The organism is Sulfuriroseicoccus oceanibius, assembly GCF_010681825.2.
Lineage (GTDB): Bacteria > Verrucomicrobiota > Verrucomicrobiia > Verrucomicrobiales > SLCJ01 > Sulfuriroseicoccus > Sulfuriroseicoccus oceanibius.
This window is the reverse complement of record NZ_CP066776.1, coordinates 1,239,714-1,262,991: the sequence shown is the minus strand read 5'-3', so window position 1 is coordinate 1,262,991 and position 23,278 is coordinate 1,239,714. Positions and strand designations below refer to the sequence as shown.

At 59.6% G+C, this 23,278-nt stretch carries 22 protein-coding genes; 11 read left to right on the top strand and 11 right to left on the bottom strand.

Annotation, left to right across the window (positions count from 1 at the left end):
• Window positions 1-17: 17 nt before the first annotated feature.
• Complete coding sequence (locus G3M56_RS04980) at window positions 18-1,235, bottom strand: acetylornithine/succinyldiaminopimelate transaminase (protein WP_164364091.1); 1,218 nt, start codon at window positions 1,233-1,235, stop codon at window positions 18-20.
• 113 nt (window positions 1,236-1,348) lie between these two features.
• Between G3M56_RS04980 and G3M56_RS04975 the strand changes: the two genes are divergently transcribed.
• Window positions 1,349-1,999: a hypothetical protein gene (locus G3M56_RS04975; RefSeq protein WP_164364089.1), complete on the top strand. Its 651-nt coding sequence runs from the start codon at window positions 1,349-1,351 to the stop codon at window positions 1,997-1,999.
• A 19-nt stretch (window positions 2,000-2,018) separates the two neighbouring features.
• On the opposite strand, the gene recF is transcribed toward G3M56_RS04975, so the two are convergent.
• Window positions 2,019-3,089, bottom strand: coding sequence for a DNA replication/repair protein RecF (gene recF, locus G3M56_RS04970; RefSeq protein ID WP_164364088.1), 1,071 nt, complete (start codon window positions 3,087-3,089; stop codon window positions 2,019-2,021).
• Window positions 3,090-3,413: 324 nt separating this feature from the next.
• Entirely contained in the window at window positions 3,414-4,091 is a 678-nt protein-coding gene (locus G3M56_RS04965) for a DUF2293 domain-containing protein (RefSeq protein WP_164364087.1), read from the bottom strand.
• A 90-nt stretch (window positions 4,092-4,181) separates the two neighbouring features.
• Between G3M56_RS04965 and G3M56_RS04960 the strand changes: the two genes are divergently transcribed.
• The 3 genes from G3M56_RS04960 (at window position 4,182) to G3M56_RS04950 (ending at window position 6,379) form a co-directional block, all read left to right on the top strand.
• On the top strand, window positions 4,182-4,682 hold the full coding sequence (locus tag G3M56_RS04960; protein ID WP_164364086.1) for an MOSC domain-containing protein: 501 nt from the start codon (window positions 4,182-4,184) through the stop codon (window positions 4,680-4,682).
• Between the two features lie 78 nt (window positions 4,683-4,760).
• Window positions 4,761-5,903: a PQQ-dependent sugar dehydrogenase gene (locus G3M56_RS04955; protein ID WP_164364085.1), complete on the top strand. Its 1,143-nt coding sequence runs from the start codon at window positions 4,761-4,763 to the stop codon at window positions 5,901-5,903.
• 74 nt (window positions 5,904-5,977) lie between these two features.
• Window positions 5,978-6,379 (top strand): DUF2721 domain-containing protein, encoded by a 402-nt coding sequence (locus G3M56_RS04950; RefSeq protein ID WP_164364084.1) that lies wholly within the window; start codon window positions 5,978-5,980, stop codon window positions 6,377-6,379.
• Window positions 6,380-6,450: 71 nt separating this feature from the next.
• Here the strand turns inward: G3M56_RS04950 and mnmA are convergent, their stop codons facing one another.
• Window positions 6,451-7,545 carry a tRNA 2-thiouridine(34) synthase MnmA gene (gene mnmA / locus G3M56_RS04945; RefSeq protein ID WP_164364083.1) on the bottom strand — a complete coding sequence of 365 codons (1,095 nt, stop codon included), beginning with the start codon at window positions 7,543-7,545 and terminating at the stop codon, window positions 6,451-6,453.
• Window positions 7,546-7,641: 96 nt separating this feature from the next.
• Here mnmA and G3M56_RS04940 point away from each other — a divergent pair, with 96 nt between their 5' ends.
• From G3M56_RS04940 to G3M56_RS04915, 6 genes are all read left to right on the top strand, one after another.
• Entirely contained in the window at window positions 7,642-8,343 is a 702-nt protein-coding gene (locus tag G3M56_RS04940) for a hypothetical protein (protein ID WP_164364081.1), read from the top strand.
• Between the two features lie 285 nt (window positions 8,344-8,628).
• Window positions 8,629-10,545, top strand: coding sequence for a glycosyltransferase family 39 protein (locus tag G3M56_RS04935; protein WP_164364079.1), 1,917 nt, complete (start codon window positions 8,629-8,631; stop codon window positions 10,543-10,545).
• Window positions 10,546-10,578: 33 nt separating this feature from the next.
• Window positions 10,579-11,877 (top strand): diaminopimelate decarboxylase, encoded by a 1,299-nt coding sequence (lysA, locus tag G3M56_RS04930; protein WP_164364078.1) that lies wholly within the window; start codon window positions 10,579-10,581, stop codon window positions 11,875-11,877.
• 30 nt (window positions 11,878-11,907) lie between these two features.
• A complete protein-coding gene (locus G3M56_RS04925; protein WP_164364076.1) occupies window positions 11,908-12,684 on the top strand; it encodes a hypothetical protein in 777 nt (258 codons plus the stop codon).
• Between the two features lie 220 nt (window positions 12,685-12,904).
• On the top strand, window positions 12,905-13,951 hold the full coding sequence (bioB, locus tag G3M56_RS04920) for a biotin synthase BioB (protein ID WP_164364075.1): 1,047 nt from the start codon (window positions 12,905-12,907) through the stop codon (window positions 13,949-13,951).
• A gap of 188 nt (window positions 13,952-14,139) precedes the next feature.
• On the top strand, window positions 14,140-15,012 hold the full coding sequence (locus G3M56_RS04915; protein WP_164364073.1) for a DUF3472 domain-containing protein: 873 nt from the start codon (window positions 14,140-14,142) through the stop codon (window positions 15,010-15,012).
• Between the two features lie 660 nt (window positions 15,013-15,672).
• Here the strand turns inward: G3M56_RS04915 and G3M56_RS04910 are convergent.
• A complete protein-coding gene (locus G3M56_RS04910) occupies window positions 15,673-16,020 on the bottom strand; it encodes a hypothetical protein (protein ID WP_164364072.1) in 348 nt (115 codons plus the stop codon).
• A gap of 66 nt (window positions 16,021-16,086) precedes the next feature.
• On the opposite strand from G3M56_RS04910, the gene G3M56_RS04905 reads away from it, so the two are divergent.
• Window positions 16,087-16,731, top strand: a complete 645-nt coding sequence (locus tag G3M56_RS04905; protein WP_164364070.1) for an HAD-IB family phosphatase — start codon at window positions 16,087-16,089, stop codon at window positions 16,729-16,731.
• 90 nt (window positions 16,732-16,821) lie between these two features.
• Here G3M56_RS04905 and G3M56_RS04900 read toward each other — a convergent pair whose 3' ends face one another.
• From G3M56_RS04900 to G3M56_RS04875, 6 genes are all read right to left on the bottom strand, one after another.
• Window positions 16,822-18,171, bottom strand: coding sequence for a porin (locus tag G3M56_RS04900; protein WP_164364069.1), 1,350 nt, complete (start codon window positions 18,169-18,171; stop codon window positions 16,822-16,824).
• A gap of 222 nt (window positions 18,172-18,393) precedes the next feature.
• A complete protein-coding gene (locus G3M56_RS04895) occupies window positions 18,394-19,449 on the bottom strand; it encodes a flavin monoamine oxidase family protein (RefSeq protein WP_164364068.1) in 1,056 nt (351 codons plus the stop codon).
• Between the two features lie 137 nt (window positions 19,450-19,586).
• Window positions 19,587-20,435: a YitT family protein gene (locus G3M56_RS04890; protein WP_164364067.1), complete on the bottom strand. Its 849-nt coding sequence runs from the start codon at window positions 20,433-20,435 to the stop codon at window positions 19,587-19,589.
• A 79-nt stretch (window positions 20,436-20,514) separates the two neighbouring features.
• Window positions 20,515-21,540 carry a type III polyketide synthase gene (locus G3M56_RS04885; protein WP_164364065.1) on the bottom strand — a complete coding sequence of 342 codons (1,026 nt, stop codon included), beginning with the start codon at window positions 21,538-21,540 and terminating at the stop codon, window positions 20,515-20,517.
• A complete protein-coding gene (locus tag G3M56_RS04880) occupies window positions 21,537-22,553 on the bottom strand; it encodes an NAD(P)/FAD-dependent oxidoreductase (RefSeq protein WP_164364063.1) in 1,017 nt (338 codons plus the stop codon). Before G3M56_RS04880 ends, G3M56_RS04885 begins: the two co-directional genes overlap by 4 nt.
• On the bottom strand, window positions 22,550-23,167 hold the full coding sequence (locus G3M56_RS04875) for a methyltransferase domain-containing protein (RefSeq protein WP_235203595.1): 618 nt from the start codon (window positions 23,165-23,167) through the stop codon (window positions 22,550-22,552). The genes G3M56_RS04880 and G3M56_RS04875 overlap by 4 nt, the downstream gene beginning before the upstream one ends.
• Window positions 23,168-23,278 lie beyond the last annotated feature (111 nt).

Here is a 23,278-nt window from a genome sequence, read left to right as displayed (position 1 = left end):
CGCCCCGCCGGGCGAAACTATGCCGAAACGAAATTGGCAACCGCCCGCGATGTCCGATTGATGCCCTCGGCAAGCTCTTCACCACTAATTGTCAGCGGCGGAGCCAGTCGCAATGTGTTCGGTCCGGCGACCAACGCCAGCACGCCGTGCTTGGCCAGCAATCCAACCAATGCACCCGCCTTGCCCTCGAACTCAGCGCTGAGCTCACAGCCGATAAGCAACCCTTGCCCCCGCACTTCGCGGAAGCACAGGCACTCGCGGTTGATGTTTTCCAACGCGGTCTTCAGGATCTCGCCACGTTCTTTCACTCCTGCCAGCACGTCTTCGCTGCTGATGATGTCAAACACAGCCTCGGCCACCGCGCACGCCAATGGGTTGCCGCCATAGGTCGTGCCGTGCGTGCCCGGCGTCATGTGCGAAGCCGGCTCTTCTTTGGCCAACACGGCACCGATCGGGAAGCCATTGCCCATCCCTTTGGCGGTCGACAAAATATCAGGCACCACTCCGGTCTGCTCGTAGGCGAAAAGCGATCCGGTACGGCCGTTGCCAGTCTGCACTTCATCGAAAACCAACAACGCATCGAACTGATCGCACAACTCACGCGCGGCTTTGAGGAACTCAGGCGTCGCTGGGTTCACTCCGCCCTCGCCTTGCAGCGGCTCGACCACGATCGCGCAGGTCTTGTCACTCACCGCAGCTTTCAGCGCGTCGATGTCGTTGAAAGGCAAATGCGTGACCGCACCAGGACGCGGACCAAAACCCTCGGAGTACTTCGGCTGGCCACCAGTAGTCACGGTGAAGAACGTCCGTCCGTGGAATGAGTTGGTGAATGCAATGATCTCGTCCTTGCCTTCTCCATGCACATTCACCGCACGACGCCGCGCCATCTTGAGCGCACCCTCGTTGGCCTCGGCTCCCGAGTTGCAGAAAAACACCCGGTCGGCAAAGGTCGCATCGACAAGTTTCTTCGCCAATCGCAACGCCGGCTCGGTCATGTGCAAGTTGGACACATGCCACAACGTCGATGCCTGGTCAGTCAGCGCTTTCACCACCGCTGGATGACAGTGGCCGACACTCGTCACCGCGATCCCGCCAGCCAAGTCGATGTACTCCTTGTCCGCGGTATCCCACACGCGGGCACCCTCGCCTCGAGCTGGAATGAACTCGGTCGGTGCGTAGGTCGGGACAAAGTAGCGGTCGAAATCCGCCCGTGTAACATCAGATGGCTTGGACATAGGATCGGGAACATTCACCACAGCTCCCGCCAACGCAAGCCGCTGATCTGGCGAACAAGTGGTGTCCTCCAGAGCGCTCAAGACGTACCCCATGAGAACCTGATCGCTCGTCTATGAAAACCCTCGCCACCTCGCTCGCCACTGCCACCGCCCTTCTTTGTTTCTGCGCCTGCTCGGACGCCCCAAACAAGCCAGCGGCTCCCGAAGCTCCAACTGAAGAGCCCACCGACCTCGCAACTCCTGCTGAAGAAACCGAGGCACCCCAGCCCACAGCCCCCCCTGCTCCCGCCCCGGATGAACCTGAGACCGACGCAACACCCGACGCGACCGTGGATTCCACAGAGCCTAGCGCCGACACGACCGACACCGCGAGTGCTGCCGTTCCCGCCGAGGGCGAAACACGGCTCCTCTCGTCCCACGACACCATAGCCACATTCCGCGAGCTCAAACCCCACCGCTGCATGGGGCGCACCGCCCTCTGCCCCGACAACTGCGGCCACTCCGGCTCGCTCGCCATCTTCGACATCATCCGCTACAACGACTACCAAAAGCCTGGCCAGTACGGTGACCCGCAAGCCGAAACCTTCCAGATCCTCGTGATGGACAACCACGGCAACGCCAAGATCGACAAGGCCATCCTCAAAACCATCAACGATCTCAGCGAGGGCGACACTGTCACCCTCAAGTGGCGCCATGACTACGTCACCCGCAACCAGTCGTCGTTCCCCGTGCGCACCATCACCGAGCTGACACCCCAGCCATAGCCTGCGAACTGCGCCACGCTCACATCCGCTGCAACGTGCCGCTCGTCACCTCGAAGCGCGTCATCCGCTCGAGCAACGCGTCATCCGCCCAATCGAGCGTCGTCGTCGTCAGCCAGATCTTGCTCTCCTTTGGCAGCCCCGCCATCAACTGCTGCCTGCGCGATGTATCGAGCTCGCCAAACACATCGTCCACCAGGATCATCGGAGCCCGACCACGCACCTGATGCAACACCCGTGCCTGGGCAATTTTCATCGCCAGCACGGCGGTGCGTTGTTGCCCCTCGGAGCCGAACTGCGCCAACGGCATCCCATTGAGCTGCAGTGCCAGATCATCACGGTGCGGGCCGACCACGGTCGACTTGCGCCGCCGCTCGTCGCCTCGTGAGTTCGCAATCGCTGCCGCCAGCCCGCCTGGCTCCGCGCTCGGTTGATAAACCATCTCAAACGACTCGTCGCGACCGCTGATCTCGCGATGTGCCTCAGCAGCCACCGGTGACAGCTGCGCCACCATCTGCTCGCGCCACCCGCTCAAGCGGTCGCCATGCTCAGCCAGCACCGCCGCATAGGCAGCCAACTGAGCCTCGGTCACGTCGGGCTTCTTGAGCAAGAAATTGCGCGACCTCAGCGCACGCTCGTAAGCACGCAGACTCCCCCGGTACTCGGGAAACATCTGACTCCCGACAAAGTCCAAAAATCGCCGCCGTCCATCGCCGCCTGCCCGCACCAGCAAAATGTCATCGTTCCCCATCCAGACCACCAGCCCGCTGTGCGCCAAATAGTTCGCAGCTTTCCCAGCTCGTTCGCCGTCCACTGACAACCGCCGCCCGGACGCCGACTGCACCCAACGCAACGTCGTGCCATCCAACTCACCCTCAACCGCCGCCTTGTCATCCCCGAAGCGCACGAGGTCACCCATCGCCTGGGCACGCGGCGATTGCAGCCGCAACAACACACAAACCGCTTCCAAAATCGACGTCTTGCCCGCCGCATTCTCGCCCACAAAACCGACCACCGGCGCCGCATCGTCCACCGCCAGCTCAACATTGCCAAAGCAACGGAACTGAAAAAGACGGAGACGGGACAGCGACATGCGTCACTCATGCGACGATGCCCCCAACGGATCAAGCACGAATCCACCGCCACATCGCACCGCCCATACAATGAAGTGCATGCCAGTCAACGGCAGAGGGGGACACAAGCTTCCTCCACACCACGAATCTTTTACTCCCCACGCACCATCGCCGCCCGCACCCCTTCCCCGACAGGGAAGCGCAAACCAGCCCAACGGTGAAAGGAGCCTCAGGCGACTTCACCTTGGGAAAAATACACCGCACCAAGCCGACCGAGCCCACAGCCCCGCCAAGCCACTACAGACTCCCGACGGTCGCTCGGAAACCCTCCGTCAATCCACACCTCAATCCCCCAATGCATTCCACAACGGGCAGGTCTTCGGATTGATATCCTCGCCCCTCCGGTAATTCTCCAACACCGCTCGCGACCGCTGGGCAAGCATTCGCCGCACCTCGCGCCGTGCTCCCTTCTCACGCGGAATCTTCATGTGATCGTACGCCGTAGTCTGGTGCCGCATCCAAGCAATCACCGCCGCCTCGGCACGCTTCTCCACCGGGATGCGCTTCGTCCGCGCCACTGTACCACTCCCCACCGGCACGGCGTGCTCCGTCACCAGGTTCGCCAAATACTTGGCCACCACATCGTAGCGCTGGTCGAAATCCAAAAACGCATAAACCGCCGCAGCAAACTCTTCCGAATACTCCGCCTGTTCCTTTTCACGCCGACGCCGCCCCGCATCCAGCTTGCGCTGGTACGATGGATCCTCACGCTCCGCCTCCACCTCCGCTCGCAACGCTTCAATCCGATGCGCCGGTGCCAAAATCCCCTGCGAGAACATCTTGCGCCCTTTCGGCTTCTTCACCGTCCAACTCGGCCCGTCCTTCTTAATCCGACGACTCAACGCCGCATCACCCGGAGGCAGCAACGCCCAGCCCTCGGGAATCTTCAAATACTCGCCCTCCAGGCTCATCACATACCCAGCCCTATCCCCCGGCCGCACTTCGATCGATTCTCCAGACATCGCGCGCACTTTGCGTGATCGGCAGGTTTGCTCAAGAAGATTTTCCGATCACCCCGCCCGCCGATAGCGATGGATTCCCGTTGGCGATCTATGTTTTACTGCCTGCCGATGCAGATCATCGTCCACCACCTCTACATCTCGCCGGACCACAACTTCTACGGCCACCACGGCAAACCCGCCGGCGAGCACCCGGTCATCGAGTGCGATGCCATCGATCTCGTCGCCGGCAGCGGCATCGTCGGAGATCGCTTCTTCGACTACAAACCCGACTACAAGGGGCAAATCACATTCTTTGACCACGCGGTCTACCAACAAGTGCGCGACGAAATCGTGCGCGGCGAACTGGCCCCTTCCGCCTTCCGCCGCAATGTAGTTGTCTCAGGTGGGGACCTCAATTCGCTGATCGGCCAACGCTTTCGCATCGGCGAGCTCGAGTTCACCGGCAGCTCGGAGTGTTCGCCATGTTACTGGATGGACCAGGCATGCGCCCCGGGAACGGAAGCATTCCTCAAAGGACGCGGCGGATTGCGCGCACGGATCACCGCGGGAGGAACGCTCACTACCGGCAAATTCGAACTCGAACTCGTCTAATCCCCGCCGCAGGCCAAACCATTCGCGAAACATCCGCGCCAACTCCTCCGTAACAAGCGACCCAAACAAACCAACCCCATGAAAAAGCTCGCACTTGTTTTACTCGCAGCAGCCTCCGTCGCAGCAGCCCACGCCGGAGTCAAAATCGAACCAATCGCCCAAGGGTTTGATAAACCGCTGTGGGTCGGATGCCCAGAGGGCGAAAACGACCACCTGTGGGTGCTCGAGCAGGCTGGCATGATCCACATCTTCGACAAAGCCACCGGCAAGCGACGCGAGCAGCCATTCCTCGATCTCACATCGATGACCAAGATCAGCGCCAACGAACGAGGTCTACTCGGGCTGGCGTTCGCTCCGGATTTCCAAACCAGCGGCCGCTTCTACATCAACCTCACCAACAACCGCGGCAACACGGAGATCATCCGATTCACAACCAAGGACGACAACCGCTACCTCGGCGACATCGAGTCGGCCGAAGTCCTCATGCGGGTCAATCAGGACTTCGGCAACCACAATGGTGGGTTCGTCGGATTCGGCCCGGACGGCATGCTCTACGTCGGCATGGGCGACGGCGGATCGGCCAACGACCCGAAAAACCGCGCCCAGGACATGGGCTCCCAACTCGGGAAAATGCTACGCATCGACGTCAGCCACCCGAAATCCTACTCCATCCCCGCCGACAACCCATTCGGCGACACCATCTGGATGACCGGCCTGCGCAACCCATGGCGCTGCAGCTGGGACCGCGAAACCAAGGACCTCTACATCGGTGACGTCGGCCAAAACAAACTCGAAGAGATCAATTTCGTCCCAGCCGGCAAAGGCCGCGGTGCCAACTTCGGCTGGCGCCTGCGCGAAGGCACCATCGCCACACCAAAACGCGGTGTCGGCGGCCCGCTAGAAGGAGCGATGGATCCCATCTACGAATACCCACACAACCGCAGCGAGACCGGCGGCTTCTCCGTCACCGGTGGCGAAGTCTACCGCGGACCAGACCAAAAACTCAACGGCCGCTATTTCTTCGCCGACTACCAGTTCCCCCGTCTTTGGTCGTTTGTGGCAAAGGGCCAAAAAGCCACCGACTTCCAAATCCATAACGAAGCTCTCAAGTCGGCCGAACCAAGGGTCAAAATGATCTCGTCCTTCGGTAGCGACAACACCGGCCGCTTGTTCTTCACCGACCACGCAACCGGTGCCGTCCACGAGATCGTTGCGGAATGAGTAAGCTCCGCGCCACCTGCGTTTGTGCCGATTCCCCACCGTGACATCGACCCATCCCAGCGTATCGTAGCCGCGTGATTCTGGAAATTTCCACACCTGCTTTGTTGTTCCCCGCGGTGAGCTTGCTCTTCCTCTCGTTCACCAACCGCTTCCTCCATCTGGCAGCGCTCATCCGCAAGCTGCACGATGACTGGCTGAGGAACGGCGAACCCATGCTCCGCGCACAGATCGAAAACCTGCGCCGCCGCATGAAACTGATCCGCTCAATGCAGCTCTATGGCGCGCTCAGCCTGCTCTGCTGCGTGATCTCAATGGTCACCGTAATGCTAGGCTTCAACTTGGCCGGCTGGATCACCTTCGGCCTCGCACTCTTCCTCATGGGCATTTCACTCACCTGCCTGGCTCTGGAAGTCTTCATCTCAGGCGGGGCACTCGCCATCCTGCTCAACGAAATGGACCGCCAGGACGACCAATAGACAACCAATAAACGATAGCCACCACCCGTTAGGACCTATGCGACCCATAGGTCCTATTTTTATGTCCTCCCCTACTCTGGATGGATCTCAGCAAACACAGCCCCCACCACGAGTGCCTGATCCTCCAAGTCATAGATAGCGCAGATCTGGCCCGGCGTGAGCGCGCGCTGGGGGTCGTCAAAGACCAACTCGGCTGACTTCCCGTCCTCTGAGATCACCAAGGTCGCCGGCTCGGCGCTGGTGCGGTACCGAGGCTGCGCCAACACACGCACCTCTCCGCTGAGCTCCCCATTCGGGAAGCTCAGCTCCATCAACGTGCACGACTTGGTGTAAAGCCCTGGCGTCTCCGGCTCGTCGTAGCCGACCACCAGCTCATTGCGCTCCGGGTTCTTGGCAACAACCACATACGCCACCCCATGACGCGGCGACGCGACTCCGTGACCCTTGCGTTGGCCGAGTGTGTACAAGTGCAAGCCCTCGTGCCTCCCGACCACTTTGCCGTCGACAGTCACAATGTTGCCCGGACTATCCGGCACGAAATTCTTCAGGAAGTCGCTCATCTTGATCTCGCCGATGAAGCAAATCCCCTGGCTGTCCTTCTTGGTTGCGTTTGGCAAATCGAGCTCCTGCGCCAGCTCACGCACCTCGGGCTTGGTCAGCTCGCCCACTGGGAAGCGCGCATGCTCCAGCTGATACTGGTTCACCAGCGCCAAAAAGTAGCTTTGGTCTTTGTTGCCATCGACTCCGCGCAGCAGGTCAAACGTCCCATCCGCGTTCTCCCGGCGGCGGCAGTAATGCCCGGTCGCCACCGCTTCGAAGCCGTGCTCCAACGCATAATCAAGGAACACACCAAACTTCATCTCGCGGTTGCACATCACATCCGGGTTCGGAGTCACTCCCGACTCGTAGCCGCTGAGCAAATACTTCACCACCCGGTCGCGGTAGTCCTTCATCAAGTTCACCACGCGGAACTCGATCCCGAGTTTCTCCGCCACGGCGCGGGCATCCTCGATGTCTTCCATCCACGGGCAATTGCCGACGATGTTCTCTTCGTTGATCCAGTTCTTCATGTACGCCCCGACCACATCGTGGCCCTGCCGCTGCAGCAATGCTGCGGCGACCGCGCTGTCCACGCCTCCGGACAATCCAACGAGAATTCTAGCCATGCGCCACTGTACTCGTTCCGCTCATCCAATCAACTGGCGCTCGATGTCCGCATTCCCCTCATCGAATCCACAGGTGACAGCGGCTCGAATCTCGCTATGCGTAAACACATTACCATGGCCAACCAACCGACCACCCAACCATCGAACGAACCACGGCACAGCATCGTCCCGAGCTGCCTCATCGTCGCCTGTGCCGCCGTCTTCTTTGTCGCATTGATCGTCTACGCCATCTGGCAAGGTGTGGAACGCAGCAACCAGATCGATGCCTTCACCGATCCTGAGCCGACAGCCATCTCCATCGACCGCCTCGCCGACGACTCCGCCTTCGAAGAACGCATCGGCAGCTTCAGCCAGGCCGTCCACGAAGGCACCGCCTACGAACTGCGCGTCACCGCCGCGGACTTGAACCACCTCATCGCCACGCGCAAAACACTCGAGGAACTCAAAGGCCAACTCAAAGTTCTCTCCATCGGAGACGGCAAAATCACCGCCCGCATCGCCTACCCCATCAACCGCCTCCCATGGGAAAGCGGCCAACGCTACATGAACGGCGAAATCGACGTGGTCCCGGAAACCCCGAAAGGCTACCCGATCTTCCGCGTCAAAGCCCTCCGCGTCGACGGCGACCGCGAAATCCCCGACTGGTTCCAAGAGCACTTCTCGGTTTACAACGTGACCGAACGCTTCACCCTGCCAGTGGAAAACAAGCCTATGCTGCAACAGATCACCGCCCTCACCATCGAAGGCAACGAGCTCGTTGTGAAGACCCTCTCCTGGAAGTTCGGCGAAAAGGAGTAGCGCTCCCTCATCTGCTTTTTAGACAGGATTCACATGATTAACATGACTCTTCGCTAACGCGCTTGCTCCTAACTTCCCCGAAGGGGATACGCAAACCAGCCCAAGGTGAAAGGAGCCTCAGGCGACGTCACCTTGGGTGATCCGAAAAAAGCCAATCGGCCGAGCGTGAAACACCGCCAAGGAAAAAAAACTCGCCCGATGGCCGGTCGGAATACGGCGCCACGGCAACAAGCAACTCACAACGCTTGCGATTAGGGATATCGTCAATCTAAAGGCCCACCACCTATGACCACCGAGCTCATCAACCGATTCCGAACACTCCAAAAGTCCGAGCGCTTCTGGCTTTGGTGCGTGCTCGGTGCGTTGACTGTGTTTTTCCTCTGGCTCCAAGGCGTGCCTGAGGATCCGGCCAAATCCCTCACAGCCATTCAGGAGAAATGGAACGCCGGCGAATGGGCAAAAACCCGTGACTACGCCCGCTGGGGGACTCATCTCTTCGCCTGGATCAACGCCGGCATCTGCGCCCTCCTCGCGCTCACTCTCCCGCTGTGGCATCGCCGAGGCACAGCACCCGCCACCGCATCCACCAAAACAACCCCGCGTTGGATCTGGATCGCGCTCGCTCTGGTCGTCGCTCTCGGCGGTGCGCTCCGCTACCAAACCGCCACCGGCGGACTTTGGCACGACGAGCTCCACAACGCCCAACGAGTCAACGGCTACCACCGCTTTGACAAAAAGGATCCGCTCTTCGGTGAAGCCAAATTCCGCCCCGCCAAGTGGGAGGAGACCGCATTCTACTACCGCAAGCCGACCAACCACGTCGCCTTCTCGGTGCCATCGCGCCTGACCCACAGCGCATGGCAAGCCATCACCGGCGCCGACCGCTCGCAGCTCTCCCCATTCTTCCTGCGCCTGCCATCGTTCCTGGCCGCGCTCGCATCCATCTTCCTCATCGGCTGGCTGCTGGTGCGTTGGAACCTACCACTCGCCGGTCTGCTCGCCGCCATCTTCCTCGCCATCCACCCGTGGGCCATCCGCTGGTCGGTCGACGCCCGCTCCTACGGCCTCACCATGTGCTTCATCCTCGTCGCACTGCACGCCGTCACCGGCATCGTGCGCTCCGGCAAGTGGCGATGGTGGGCTCTCTTCGGCTTTGCCCAAAGCTACCTGATGTGGCTCTCGGTGCAGAACGCCCTGCTCATCCTACCGATGCTGGCTGTCGTCATCGGCCAAGGAATTGCCGCCAAACGTCGCGACCACACACCTCTTTGGCCTCTGTTCTCCAAAATCATCCTCACCAGCGGAGTCGCTGCCTGCCTCTTCCTCCAGGTCATGGGGCCAAACCTGATCCAACTCAAACAATACACCGACCTCAAGCCCCCTTCGGAGTCCGACTACCTCCGCGTCGGCGAGGCAACCCTCTCCGACACCGCGTCCAACTGGCTCATCGGCATCCCATTCGACGTTCCTGTCGTAAGTGGCGACCTCCCGATCACCACGTTCAAATCCCGCTACACCAACCCAACCATCGGCTGGGTCTGGGCCTCGCTTTCCGCGTTGTTCACCCTCGCAGGTATCGGGGTGATGCTGAAAAAGCCAGCCACCCGCACCGCAGGTTGGCTGGCTTTAGGATTGATCGTTAGCGCCGCATTGGTCGTCGGCCTCAGCGCTGCGGCCGACATGTTCTTCTACCCGCGCTTTGTCGCCTACCTGCCGTTGCCGCTTGCACTTGGCATGGGCGTCTTCTGGACCACGCGACCATCCGCCGGACGCCGCATCCTCGGTGCTGCCACCGGTGTGCTGTTCTTCGCCCTGCTCGCCTCCCCCCAGATCAGCAACCTGTTCCAACACGTCCACGAACCCCTGCCGCAAATCAGCTCCAAGCTGGACCAGATCGAAACCGACTCCGGCGTGGCTCCGCTCGCAGCCACCTATGGACTCGCCGGAGAAGTCATGGAAGAAATGGTCGATCCTGATGTTCGAGGTATCAGCTCCCGCGATGAAATCGAACAGCTGATCGCCAAATCCCGCGAAACCGGTCGTCCGCTCTTCATCTGCTACGGCAACCAAAGTTTCAACCGTGTCGTCATCCCGGACGGATTTGATCTGCTCGATAATCCGGCTTACTTCACCCTCGTCCAACGCTTCGTCTCGAACGACCCACGACACACATTTTTCCTGATGAAATATGTCGGCGAATGACCGACGTTTTCCGCGAACCATACACATCCAATCATGCACTCTTTCGACTACGAAAACGGCAGCCTTCACTGCGAGGGCGTTGACATCGCCTCGATCGCCAAGCAGTTCGGCACCCCGACCTACGTCTACAGCAAAGCCACACTCAGCGACCACTACACCCGCCTCGACCAGGCCATGGCTCCGGTCGACCACATGGTCTGCTACGCGGTCAAAGCCAACTCAAACTTGGCAGTGATCAACACATTGGCCAAGCTCGGCAGTGGCTTCGACATCGTCTCAGCGGGTGAGCTTTTCCGCGTCATCAAGGCCGGCGGCGACCCACGCCGCTGCACATTCGCCGGCGTCGGCAAGACCGTCGACGAACTGCGCTACGCCTTGGAAAACGACATCTACTCGATCAATGTCGAGAGCCTCGCCGAGCTCGAAACCATCAACCAGGTCGCCGGTGATATGGGCAAAGTCGCGCCAGTCGCTCTGCGCGTGAACCCAAACGTCGACGCCAAGACCCACAAGTACATCTCCACCGGCAAGTCGGAGAATAAGTTTGGCATCGACTTCAGCCGCATCGAAGCCGCCTACGCAGACGCCGCGGAGCGCCTGCCAAATGTGAAGCTCCATGGTTTGCAGATGCACATCGGCTCGCAGCTCACCTCGGTCGATCCATTCATCGAAGCGGTGAAGAAAGTCGCCCCGCTCGCCGCCAAGCTCAAGGAAACCTACGGCATCGAGTTCTTCTCGATCGGTGGCGGCGTCGGCATCGTCTACCACGAAACCCTCCCATCCGGCCACCCGGACTGGTGGACCAATGACTCGCCTAGCGCCAGCCCATTGACCATCGACCGCTACGCTGCAGCCATCCTGCCTGAACTCAAAAACCTCGGCCTGCGCATCCTGCTCGAACCCGGCCGACTCATCGCGGGCAACGCCGGCGCTCTCGTCACCAAGGTGCTCTACACCAAGAAAGGCGACGCCAAAACCTTCCAAATCGTCGACTCCGGCATGGGCGACCTCATCCGCCCGGCCCTCTACGAAGGCCATCACGACATCGTCCCTGTCGCCGAGCCGACCACCGACGAAAAGGAAACCATCGACGTGGTTGGCCCAATCTGCGAAACCGGCGACTTCTTCGTCCAAAACGCAGACCTGCCAAAACTCGAGCAAGGTAACCTCATCGCGCTACTCAGCGCCGGTGCTTACGGGTTCACCATGGCATCGAACTACAACTCGCGCCCACTCCCGGCCGAGGTCATGGTCGATGGCGAGCAAGTCCACCTCATCCGCAAGCGCCAGACTCTCGATGATCTGATTGCAGGTGAATCTCTGCTTCCATAATCGCCCACATCCGTCCATTCTGTGGCCGTCATGCCTAGATTCCTCCCGCTTCTAACCGCGGTTGCCGCTCTGGCGGCAGCCGTCCCGGTCACCAACGCATACGCCGCCCCGCAGACCGAAGCCCGCGCTGTCGACACCAGTGACGCCGCCGGCGCCCGCCTGCAGGGAGAAACCATCATCCTCTGTGGTGGCCCGGCGTTGCGGAAGTGGGAAGATCTGCGCGTCGAAGCACACCGCCATGACCGCTGGTGGGCTAACTTCGTCGCCGCTACCAACGTGCGGACGATTGAGCTCATAAACAAAGGCGTGCAACCATCCACCATCACGTGGCTGGTCTACCGCCCCGGCTACGTCCTCCGCGCCGCCGCAGATGGCAAACCCTACACCGACTGGATCAACCGCCTGGCTGAGAAAAACAACGTCAACATCCGCTGGTTCAGCCACGCCAAAGAAGTCGTAGACTACATCAACCGTGGCAATAACCGCAGCTCGAACCGCATCGTTCAGTTCGAGTTCTTCGGCCACTCAAACAAACACGCATTCCTCATCGACTACAGCTCCCTCTACTCCGGAGCCAGCGGTCAGTTCATCCACTCATCGGATCTGGCATACCTCAACAAGCGTGCGTTCCACCGCAAAGGCTTCGCCAAAAGCTGGGGCTGCCACAGCGCCGAAGCATTCACCAAGGCCTGGCGCCGCGCCACCGGCATGAAAATGTGGGGAGCCGTCGGTAAAACAGACTACTCAGGAGTCGGCAACCGCATCCTCCCCACCCTCAGCTCGCCCAACGGCAAGTGGGCGCAGTAGATGATTTCACACCCAGTCCCCAACCACAGAGCCCCCAGCCGAAACCAAGCGAATCTTTTTAACAAGCAGTGCGCGACGGACCACCGGTCTCCAGTCCGGCCGCCAGCCCCATCCGGCGCAGCCGCTCATCCATTTCCAAAACCAAACCGATCAACCAAGAAAACACAGCCGAAAGCCTCTCTGTGCACTCTTTGATCCATCTTGCTTTAACCAATCACCTATGAAATTCGACGATCTCAAAGCCATCTACGAGCAGCCGTTCTTTGACCTGCTCAAGCAAGCCCGCGAAGTCCACGAAGCCAACTGGCCGAAGAACGAAGTGCAGCTCTGCACCTTGCTCTCGATCAAAACCGGCGGCTGCTCGGAAGACTGCGGATACTGCGCCCAAAGCTCGCGCTACAAAAACGACGTCACCGCCGAGCGCTTGATGGAAAAAGACGCCGTCATGGAGCGCGCCGAAGCCGCACGCAACAACGGCTCGACCCGCTTCTGCATGGGCGCCGCCTGGAAAGGCGTCCGCGCCGGCACCAAACGCTTCGACCAGGTGATCGATATCATCCAGTCGGTCTCCAGCCTCGGCATGGAAGTCTGCGTCACCCTCGGTGAAGTCGGCCCTGAAGAAGCCAAGCTCCTGCGCGATGCCGGTGTCACCGCATACAACCACAACATCGACACCTCGCCGGAACACTACCCGAACATCGTCACCACCCACACCTACGAAGACCGCCTCAATACGATCAAAAACGTGCAGGACGCCGGTATGTCGGTCTGCTCGGGCGGCATCCTCGGTCTCGGTGAAACCACAGACGACCGCCTCCGCATGCTTGAGGTGCTTTCGTCGTTCAACCCGGCTCCCGAGTCGGTGCCGATCAACTCGCTGATGCCAATGCCAGGCACCCCGCTCGAAGGCGCTCCACCAGTCGAGACCTTCGACCTGGTGCGCATGATCGCCACCGCCCGCATCGCCATCCCGAAAGCCAAAGTCCGCCTCTCGGCAGGCCGCACCCAACTTTCCCGCGAAGCCCAGACACTCTGCTTCTACGCCGGTGCCAACTCGATCTTCTACGGCGAGAAACTCCTCACCGCGAAGAACCCACAGGTTGAACAAGACCTCGCACTGATGGCAGACCTCAACCTTACCCCGCAAAAGCCTGACCGCTCGCTGATGCCACCGGAAAAGGACGCCGACCGCGAGAACATGCCAGCCGACGTCGTCGCCAGCAGCTCGGAAGCCTGCTCGACCAACGAAAGCTGCTGCTCGCACTAATACCATTTGAACGGTCAACTCTGACCGACCACCGATCTCCATGCCCACCGCGCACCCCGCGGTGGGCATTTTTCGTCTCCTACCAGCACCGCCCCATCACCACCGACCAGAAACTCGGACAAATTCACCTCCCACCGACGTAATGTGCTGCGCAATGATGACAAGTTGCAGCTAATCATCACACACCCATGATCAAACTCGCATCTCTCGCTCTGGGCGCGCTCGCGCTGGCCGCATCCGTGGTCACCAGCTCCGCCATTTCTCCAGAAGAACTGGTCAAACGCCAGTGCCGCTCAATCCACCTCGGCTACCAGGCCCCTCCCGGCGAATGGGCAATGGTCGACGTCACCGCCACCAAGTCCGCTCCAGGCACGTACTTCTGCGCCATGGGCTTCAACAAGGGCTACTTCGGCATGCAAGAGCTCCACAACGGCAAAAAGGTCATCATCTTCTCGGTCTGGGACTCGAAAAGCGACCCACGCGCCCACATCCGCGCCGATGACACCCCGGAAGAGGACCGCGTCGGCGTGATCGAAATCGGTGAAGGCGTCCGCCCGGATCGCTTCGGCGGCGAAGGCACCGGCAGCAAGAGCTTCTTCGCCTACGACTGGAAAATCGACGAACCCGTGCGCTTCGCCGTCCACGCCAAACCTGAAGGTAAGTTCACCACCTTCTCCGGCTACTTCTTCGACTCAAAGCGCAAGGTCTGGCAGTTGATGGCAAAGTTCCGTACCGAACACGGCGAACCTCTCGGCGGCTATTACTCGTTCATTGAGGACTTTCGCCGCAACTACGAGTCGGCCAAAATCTCCCGCACCGCCAACTTCACCAACGGTTGGGTGAAATCTACCGATGGCAAATGGGTGCCAATGGTCGAAGCCCGCTTCACTGGCGACAGCACACCATCCACCAACATCGACGCCGGCCCAATCGAAGACGGGTTCTTCCTCGCCACAGGTGGCGACACCGAGCCCAAGACCACCAAGCTCTGGGACGTGATGAAGCGCAACGCACCAAAAGCAGAAGCACCAGAACTCAACGGCCTCCCAGGCGCTGAGTAAGCCATTCTCTCTCCCCTAAAACGGCCGAGCCCCTCACCGGAGCCCGGCCGTTTTTCGTGTCCACGCTATCGCTATCGGGATCGGGATCGGGATCGAAAACCAACTCAGCTTCGAGGAGTTCCCGCCCCCTCCGGCATCCCCCCTCATCTCCCCGCCGCACAGACGGCAGGAATACCGTCCTCCTCCCCCATCTCCACCGCCCCACGCGAGACGATGGACCAACCTCACTCTTGAGGTTGCGCAATCAGCTCCGTCCTCACCTTTTCTCGTGGCTTTTTGAGCTCTTCGTGGCCATCCCCTAATGCCCAGCCGCTGGTGGGTCGACATTCCTGTCGACAATCCTCCCCACCCGAGCGCAAAGAGCACTCCCCCTTCCAACCGACGGCAGGAATACCGTCCTCCTCCCCCTTCCCCACCGCCCCACGCGAGACGATGGACCAACCTCACTCCTGAGGTTGCGCAATCAGCTCCGTCCTCAACTTTTCTCGTGGCTTTTTGAGCTCTTCGTGGCCATCCCCTAATGCCCAGCCGATGGTGGGTCGACATTCCTGTCGACAATCCTCCCCACCCCGAGCGCAGCGAACACTTCCTGCAAATAACAAAAACGGCCGCGACTCAAGAGGGAGCCGCGGCCGTCTTTCGTTTTCAGTGAAAATCAATCTACACCAAGCCTGCACCCTTGGTGACCCCAAGCACAGCAGCCACCGCGCCAAGCACAATCACCACCGCCCAGATCGCCGGACGCGGCAGCGCATCGCGCTTGGCCATCACCAACATGCCGCCCAACACCATCCAGATCACCAGCTTCGCGATCAACCACACAGGAAACCCAAGGTCACCCTTGGCCTGCATGCCGAAGCCTGCCACCACCATCACAAACAACCCGGCGCCATGAAGAATTGCATACGGCTTGAACGCATCTTTCGCCGCCGCGATCGCACCGCCAAGTCCAAGAAGAAACACGATCAGGCCGACCATGTGCAGAATTTGGTAAAACTGGTAGCTCATAATGCCGAATGATCTACGATATCCCAGCGCATCAAGCAACGAACAATCTTCGAATCCCACACCGCGATGACACACGACAAGCTTCTCTTCCTCGACTGCGATTCCACCCTTTCCGCCATCGAAGGCGTCGATGAACTCGCCCGCTATAAAGGCGAGTCCACCTTCGCCGAAGTGAAGTCACTCACCGACCAAGCAATGGACGGCACCATCGCCATCGACGAAATCTTCGCCCGCCGTCTCGACGTCATCCGCCCGACCCGCAGCGACTGCGCGGCCGTCGGCCAACTCTACGTCCGCGACGTTGAAGCCACCGCCTTAGAAACGGTCAAAGCAGCACAGACCGACGGGTGGAAAGTCATCATCCTCTCCGGTGGATTCACCGATCCCATCCTCCCGCTGGCACACCACCTCGGCATCGACACCGTAGAGGCCGTCCCACTCATTTTCGACGACAATGGCAACTACGTCGACTTCGACCACGATGCACCGACCACCCGCAATGGAGGCAAGCCTGAGGTCATCGCGCGCTACAAAGCAGCCAACCCGGACGCCAAAGTCGTCATGGTCGGCGACGGCGTCTCAGACCTCGAGGCCCAGGACGTCGCCGATATCTTCATCGGGTTTGGCGGCTTCGCCAAACGCCCGGCAGTGGTCAAAGGATCCAAGCACTTCGTTGACACCCTCAGCGACATTCTGGCGCTGCTTCCCTAGTACTAATACAAAATTGGCCAGCCGGGGATGTACCACCGGCTGGCCAAATCATTGAGCCGTCGCCCTTCATTTCGGGGCAACGCCTGGCTACTAAAACGAGTAGCCGATATTCACGTTGAAACGCGACTGCCAGGTCTGGTTCAAGTTCGCGCCGAAGTCGGTAACCGGGTCGTTACCTACAACGTAGTTGCCGTTGGAGTAAACCCAGTCGCAGAAGATGAACCAGTCACCAATCGCCAACGAGGCACCGACCGTGTTCATCGCAGAGTTCCGCAACGCGTTGCCGAATTCATCCGAGCCACTCTTCATCATGACCGAGAAGTCATTGTAGAAGGTGATCTCGTCGAGCCAGTCGATGTTCTTCGGCTCCACGATGTAGGCAAAGCTAACCGATGGCAAGAATGCACGGGATGCCACAGGGTCCTCGAAATCGTAGGCACCCATACCGATCAAATCGTTGCTCAACCCAGTGCTGCTGTGATAGTCCGCAGCGTAGTCCCAGGCAGTCGCCTGACCGACAATCTCCCACGGCCCACGCTTCCACTTGGCGTGCAATGCCGTGGCAAGCTGGTACGAATCCTCGGCAAAACGATCGTCGGCGATCAGCATGCCAGCTTGGAACGATCCACCCAGATCCAGGGTCGTCTCCTTGCCCAGATCCAGCTTCCGCACCACGCGCAGGTTCACCTGATTGCGCTCCTCATAGTGCGCATACGGCGATCCATTGTCCACGATGTCCGCTCCAAAACGCGCACTGTCGGTCGAGTCACCAAAGCCACTCGGCTCAGCCATCAAGAAATAACCCAGGTCAATCGTCCATGGCCCGCGGGCAAACTGATACGCGACTCCGATGTCCGCGTCGTCCGCCAAGCCCACGTAGTACGAGCCGTCGTAGAACCAGTTCTTTGATGGACCCCACTCTCCCTCACCAAATGGCACCAGGGTGTGACCCACACGCAGCAACGATTCGTCGGCACCGCGCCAGCCGAACCAGAACTTGCGCGGGAAATGGTAACCATCCATGAAGCGGTACTCACCAGATCCGGTGAACCCGGCTCCTTCGGCGTTGTAGTCAAAATTCAAGCGGAAGGTGGAAAACTCGAAATTACCACCATTACCGCCGCGCTCCGGTCCGCGGCCACCATCGCGGGTGTAAGACCCCAGGATATAGTTCACAGCGATCCCGCCACCAAGGTCCAACTTGCTGCGCCACGAGTCATCCTCCTGAGCATCCGCCACGGTTACATCCTTTGCAGGCTCCGCAGCAGGAACAACCGGAGCCGCATCTCCCCCTTCCATCTGCGCCAACTGACCCTGTGCAGCTGCCAACTCGGCCTGCAAGCGATCGATCTTCTCTCTTAATGCATCCGCCTCCAGATCTGCATGGCTAATACATGGCAACGAGAGTGCGGCAATAGTCAACGGAACAATACTTTTCATAATACATGAACATCAATTTCTCGGGGATAGAGGACGATCCACAAAACACCACATACCCATGACGCTCAAGCAGTTTTGAAAGACGCAAAAATATAACTCCACCACAAAAATACCGAACAACGTTCGACCAAAGCCCACAAAATCGGCACTATAACAAACCCGCAAACACCAATAAAACAGAACAACAAAAACAAGAAACCAATTAACAATAGTATAAATACATCAACTATCAAAAACCAGTTCCGCGACCACCCGCTCGGCGGCAATCACAGCCCCCTCCATAAACCCACCATGAGGGTGCGCTGTCTCAGTCCCCGCAAAATAAAGCCTCCCGCCCCAATACCCCCGCTGCAATTCCGGGTGCCCATTGAACTGATGCGGCACCAAGCCCTCGTTAACTCCAAGTTCACCCTGCCACGCTTTGAGCTCGATCCCGACGTAATCCAGCGCGTCGCTACCAAACGCTTGTTTAAGTTGTGCGTCGATCAGCGCGATCTGCTGCTCGCGCTCCAATCCATCAATCAGCCCGCGGTTGACGAACCCACACAGCGCGAATTTTTGGTTCTCAAAATCACACTGGTCCATGAATTCGATCAAGGGCCCCTGCTGGCTGAACAACGCACCACTCAATCCACGCTCGCGCCACCACGGCCGCTCGTACTCCACCGCACACTTCATCGAATCCGCCATCCACGTGTGAGTCGCCGTCGCCACCTCTATCAGCGCGTCGGACAGCGGCGGTGAGAAGCGCACGTCCCCCGCCCAGCGCTGCGGCGGCAAGGTCACCACTACCTGCGATGCCTTGAGCACGTGGTCGCCCCCGCTCAGCTGAAGCTCAACATCACCATCAGCCCCCGTGCGTAGCTCCGACACCCGAGCCCCATAGTGCACACACCCTTCGGGCAGACGCTCAAGCAACGCATCGGTGATCCGCTGTGTCCCGCCGACCACGCGGAAGAACGGCTCATCGCCCGGCATCTCGAAGGTCTGCGGCGGATGGTTCATCGCCGCCTGATACAACGCCGCCCCAGCCATGTACTGCGGAAACAACTCAAGCCCGAGTTCATCAACCAGCGAGCGCAAACGCAGATGCGGCGGGTGAATCCAGGTGGCACCGAGCTCCATCGGAGTGTCCCGTTTTCCCCGCAGCGTCTGGATCCGCCCGCCGGCACGGTCGCGCGCTTCCAATATCCGAACCTCACGCCCCTGCTGGTGCAAACGATACGCCGCGACCAACCCGCTGAGTCCGGCTCCAATGATGAGAATGGGTGCTGCCATAGGTTTTCTGGACTTTCCGGACGCTTCTGGGAGAACACGACACCGTGCCCGATCCGGAGCCGAATATAGAATCGCCTACGGCGAGAGCCCAGCGGCTGCCAATGGTTAGTCCCTCACGCGCTTGATCATCCTTACCTCTAACCATGATCCTGGAACCCGTAACCCAGCACCTCGGACGCGTCCGTGATCACTGTAAACGCAGCCGGATCCACCCGTTTGATATTACGCCGCAAGCGCGCGACCTTGGCTCGAGGCACCACGCTCACGATGAACGCACGGTCGTCGCCGCTGTGGGCTCCGGTAGCCTTTAGCACCGTGGCTCCGCTGTCCAAACGCTGCAGCAACATTTCGCGCATTGCCTCTTCGTTCTCGGTGATGATGGTCACCGACTTCGCACCGCCCACACCGGTCTGCACGATGTCGATCGCCTTGCTCAATGAAAACACACTGAGCAATGCCAGCATCGCAGCCTCCGCGCCAAAGAACGATCCCGCCGCCAGTACGATCACTCCATCAATGGCCAGCATGCAGTGACTGATCGGCACGCCCAGCCAGCGCGAAAAAATCCGGGCGATGATCGAAAAGCCGCCGACCGTCGCGTTCGCGCGAAAAATCAGCCCCAGTCCAAGACCGCAGGTCAACCCACCAAAAACGGCTGCCAACACCTGGTTGCCCACCTGCAGCGGGAACACATCGCGCATTAGCCAAATCACCAACGGCAACACCAGCGCCCCGCCCAATGAGTTGATAATCTCCCGCCGTCCTAGGAATGCCCACCCTATAAAGAAAATAGGAATCCCCAACGCCCACTGCGTGACCGACGGGTCCATCCCAAACTGCTTCAGCACAAGAATCGAAAAACCGGGCAAGCCCCCAATCAACACCTCGTTCGCCAGTAGCAAGGAGTTGAACCCCCACGAAAGAATGACAATGCCGAGCAATAACATCGGCACACGGATCACGGGTGGTGTGGGTGAACGTTCCATATCAAATCAAGCAATCTACGCAGTAACCTCAGTGAAATACCACACCGTGCCAGTCGGCGCGATCCCATAGACCAGCCAATCACCCGACCCTCGTCATCTCACAACTGTGAGCGGAGAACCCGGCACCAAAGCCACACACCCAAAGATGGTCCGCATCAGGCTCCCGCTGCACCAGGTTCTCCAATGCCACCATCACCGATGGGCTGCTCAGATTGCCATAATCACGCATCACCTCACGCGCCAATGACAACTCACCCACCGGCAGCACTGACTCGAGCGCATCAATCACATCGCGCCCCCCGCCATGCGTAACAAAGTGCCGCGGCTTCTGGCGCACGCGCTTTTGATACAAGGCGTCCACCGCTCTACCTGCAAGTTCAGGCACCCGACGATCCAACTGATTGCGCAGCTTCCCTTGAGCATTGGTAAAGCGGATCCGCTCGCGTTCCTGCGGCAGGTGCAACGATCGAAAATCCGTCACCTGCAACCCGCTTCCCCGCCCCGACCAGACCGCTGCCGACGCGCCGTCGCCAAACAAACACGTGCTGATCAACACCCCGAAATCATCCTCCACGTAAAACGCAGCCGAACAAACCTCGACCGCCACAGTCACGATCACCGCATCCGGGTTCTGGGAAATATAACCCGACGCCGCCCTCCACATCGGCACTGAGGCCCCACAACCAAAACCCGTCATATCCTGTAAAAAGACATCGTCCCGAAGCCCCAACCGCTCAGCCAAATGCGAGCTCACGCCAGGACACAGAAAACCCGTACAGGAACACACAAACAACGCATCCACATCCGCCACATCCACATTGGCCTTCTGCAGTGCCTTCACGACAGCCTCTGCAGACAACTCGGGAGCCCGCTGCTCGTAAGCTTCGTTGAGTTGTTGCGCATCGCGGGTCCACGCATCCTCAAGTCTCTCAAGCGCAAAATGTCGCTTCTCAATTCCACTGGTGCCTTCCAACACCTTGGTTAAAACCTCTCTGGACCGAGGGTTCAATTGCGGCCAAAACGACGCACTCTTCATCGCATTCAGGCAGTCGCCCTGACTAAAACTGGCCGACGGAAACGAACTGGCAATACCTTGAAGAATCATGGGGTGCGTAAACGGTTGAACAAATAATCAAGAGGTAGCACACCGCCACGGGCTAACCGAGACAGAACACCCCTTCCAAGAGGGTGAAATAACATCGGGTGCAAAACCTTCGCAGTCGTCATCCGACGCGAAAACTGCCCACGCCCAGCCTCAGCGTACTTCCTTGCCACGGCATCCCAGGTGAGCTCGCCCTTCGAGTACCGAACCAGCAGAGGCATCAACAAAGCACTGCTCTCAAGGGCCATGCTCATGCCGTTACCTGTGAAGGGGGGAATCAAATTAAGCCGGTCTCCGATACACACCTGACCGCCTGAGGGCTGCGATCCCAGGGAAAATCCAGCGGTGGCTGAGAACGAGGTGGCATCCATTTCCCCCTCCGCCAGGCGCCGGGCCAATGAGCCAAGTCCATTGGCCTCCAAATAACGCAATAACAAATCCCCACCGCGCCCTTTCAGCCCCTGATCCATCCTGAAAAGCCCACAAGCATTGACCCGGTCTCCGGCCACCCGGCACAAACCAAGATAGCCCCGCTCACCGACATGCATTTCCAATCCGTCGACCGAAGCAAGGTCGATATGCACTTTGAGCCCGATCCACGTGCGCCCTCCGGCCTTGCGCTTACCCGCCGCCCAGACCACACCCTCCGACCGTTCTTCGGTCCCCCGCCGCCCGACCATCAAATCACCACCGAACTCGCAAAACCGATCGGCCAGCCTTTGGTCCAGAACATAACGGGAAATCCCCCGCGCGGATTGCGGCATTGGACGCGTCATCACCAACTCATCCCCCACCCACCAAGCCATCCGGCTGTGCTCAACCGCATCACTCAACAAATCGATCACCCCGAGTGAATCGAGCACATCATCACTCACGCCACAAATAAACTCACCGCAGACCCGATGCTGCGGATAACGCCCGGCTTCCAACACCCTCACCGGCACACCTCGTTCCCGAAGCGCGATCCCGAGCGAAAGCCCAGCCAAGCCGCCACCTACGATCCGCACATCCTTCATACGCACACCACCTTGCTACGCAGCCCGCCGAACGTCGATACCGCTTCAGACCAATCACCGCTCGTCCCGATCACCTTCCGCAATTCGTCAGGAACAAACCCCGCCCGGATACTCACCATCATGTCGTGCCGCGTCACACTACCAACAAAAGGCAACAACAAGCGCCCCCAAAACAGAGCCCCGGCGGACCGATGCGGCTCATGGCACAACCAGCCTCCGACGTCCGAAAACCGCTGCCCAAGTTGCTCCAACTGTGATTCTCCAAAGTGATGAAGGAACAAGTTGGCAACCACGATCGCATCCCTGCCAAAATGAAGGTTTCCATCAAGAGCATCGCCCTGAAGCCAGCGGATACCTGTGTCCAATCCCGGCGGCCGCGCGTGCAAATCCACTGCCACCACATCCAGCTGCGGATACGCTCGCTTGATACGGTTTGCCAGCCTCCCTTCTCCAGCACCCAAATCCACCACCGTGGTCGCCTGCGAGAACTGCGACACGGCACGCACAATCCATCGTTCCCCGCCCATCATCAGATTGATGAAACGCAAGTCGCCACGACTTCTCACTGCCCGAGGATCATCCTCCGCCAGCCCATCGAGTATCTCGGGTTCCACTATCCGCTTCATCAAGTTGCTGCCACCACCAGCGAACCCGCCCCGACCTCTCGTCTACATCACTGCCCCATTACAACATCAGGACCAGTCGACAAAGTTGCTCTTCCGCAT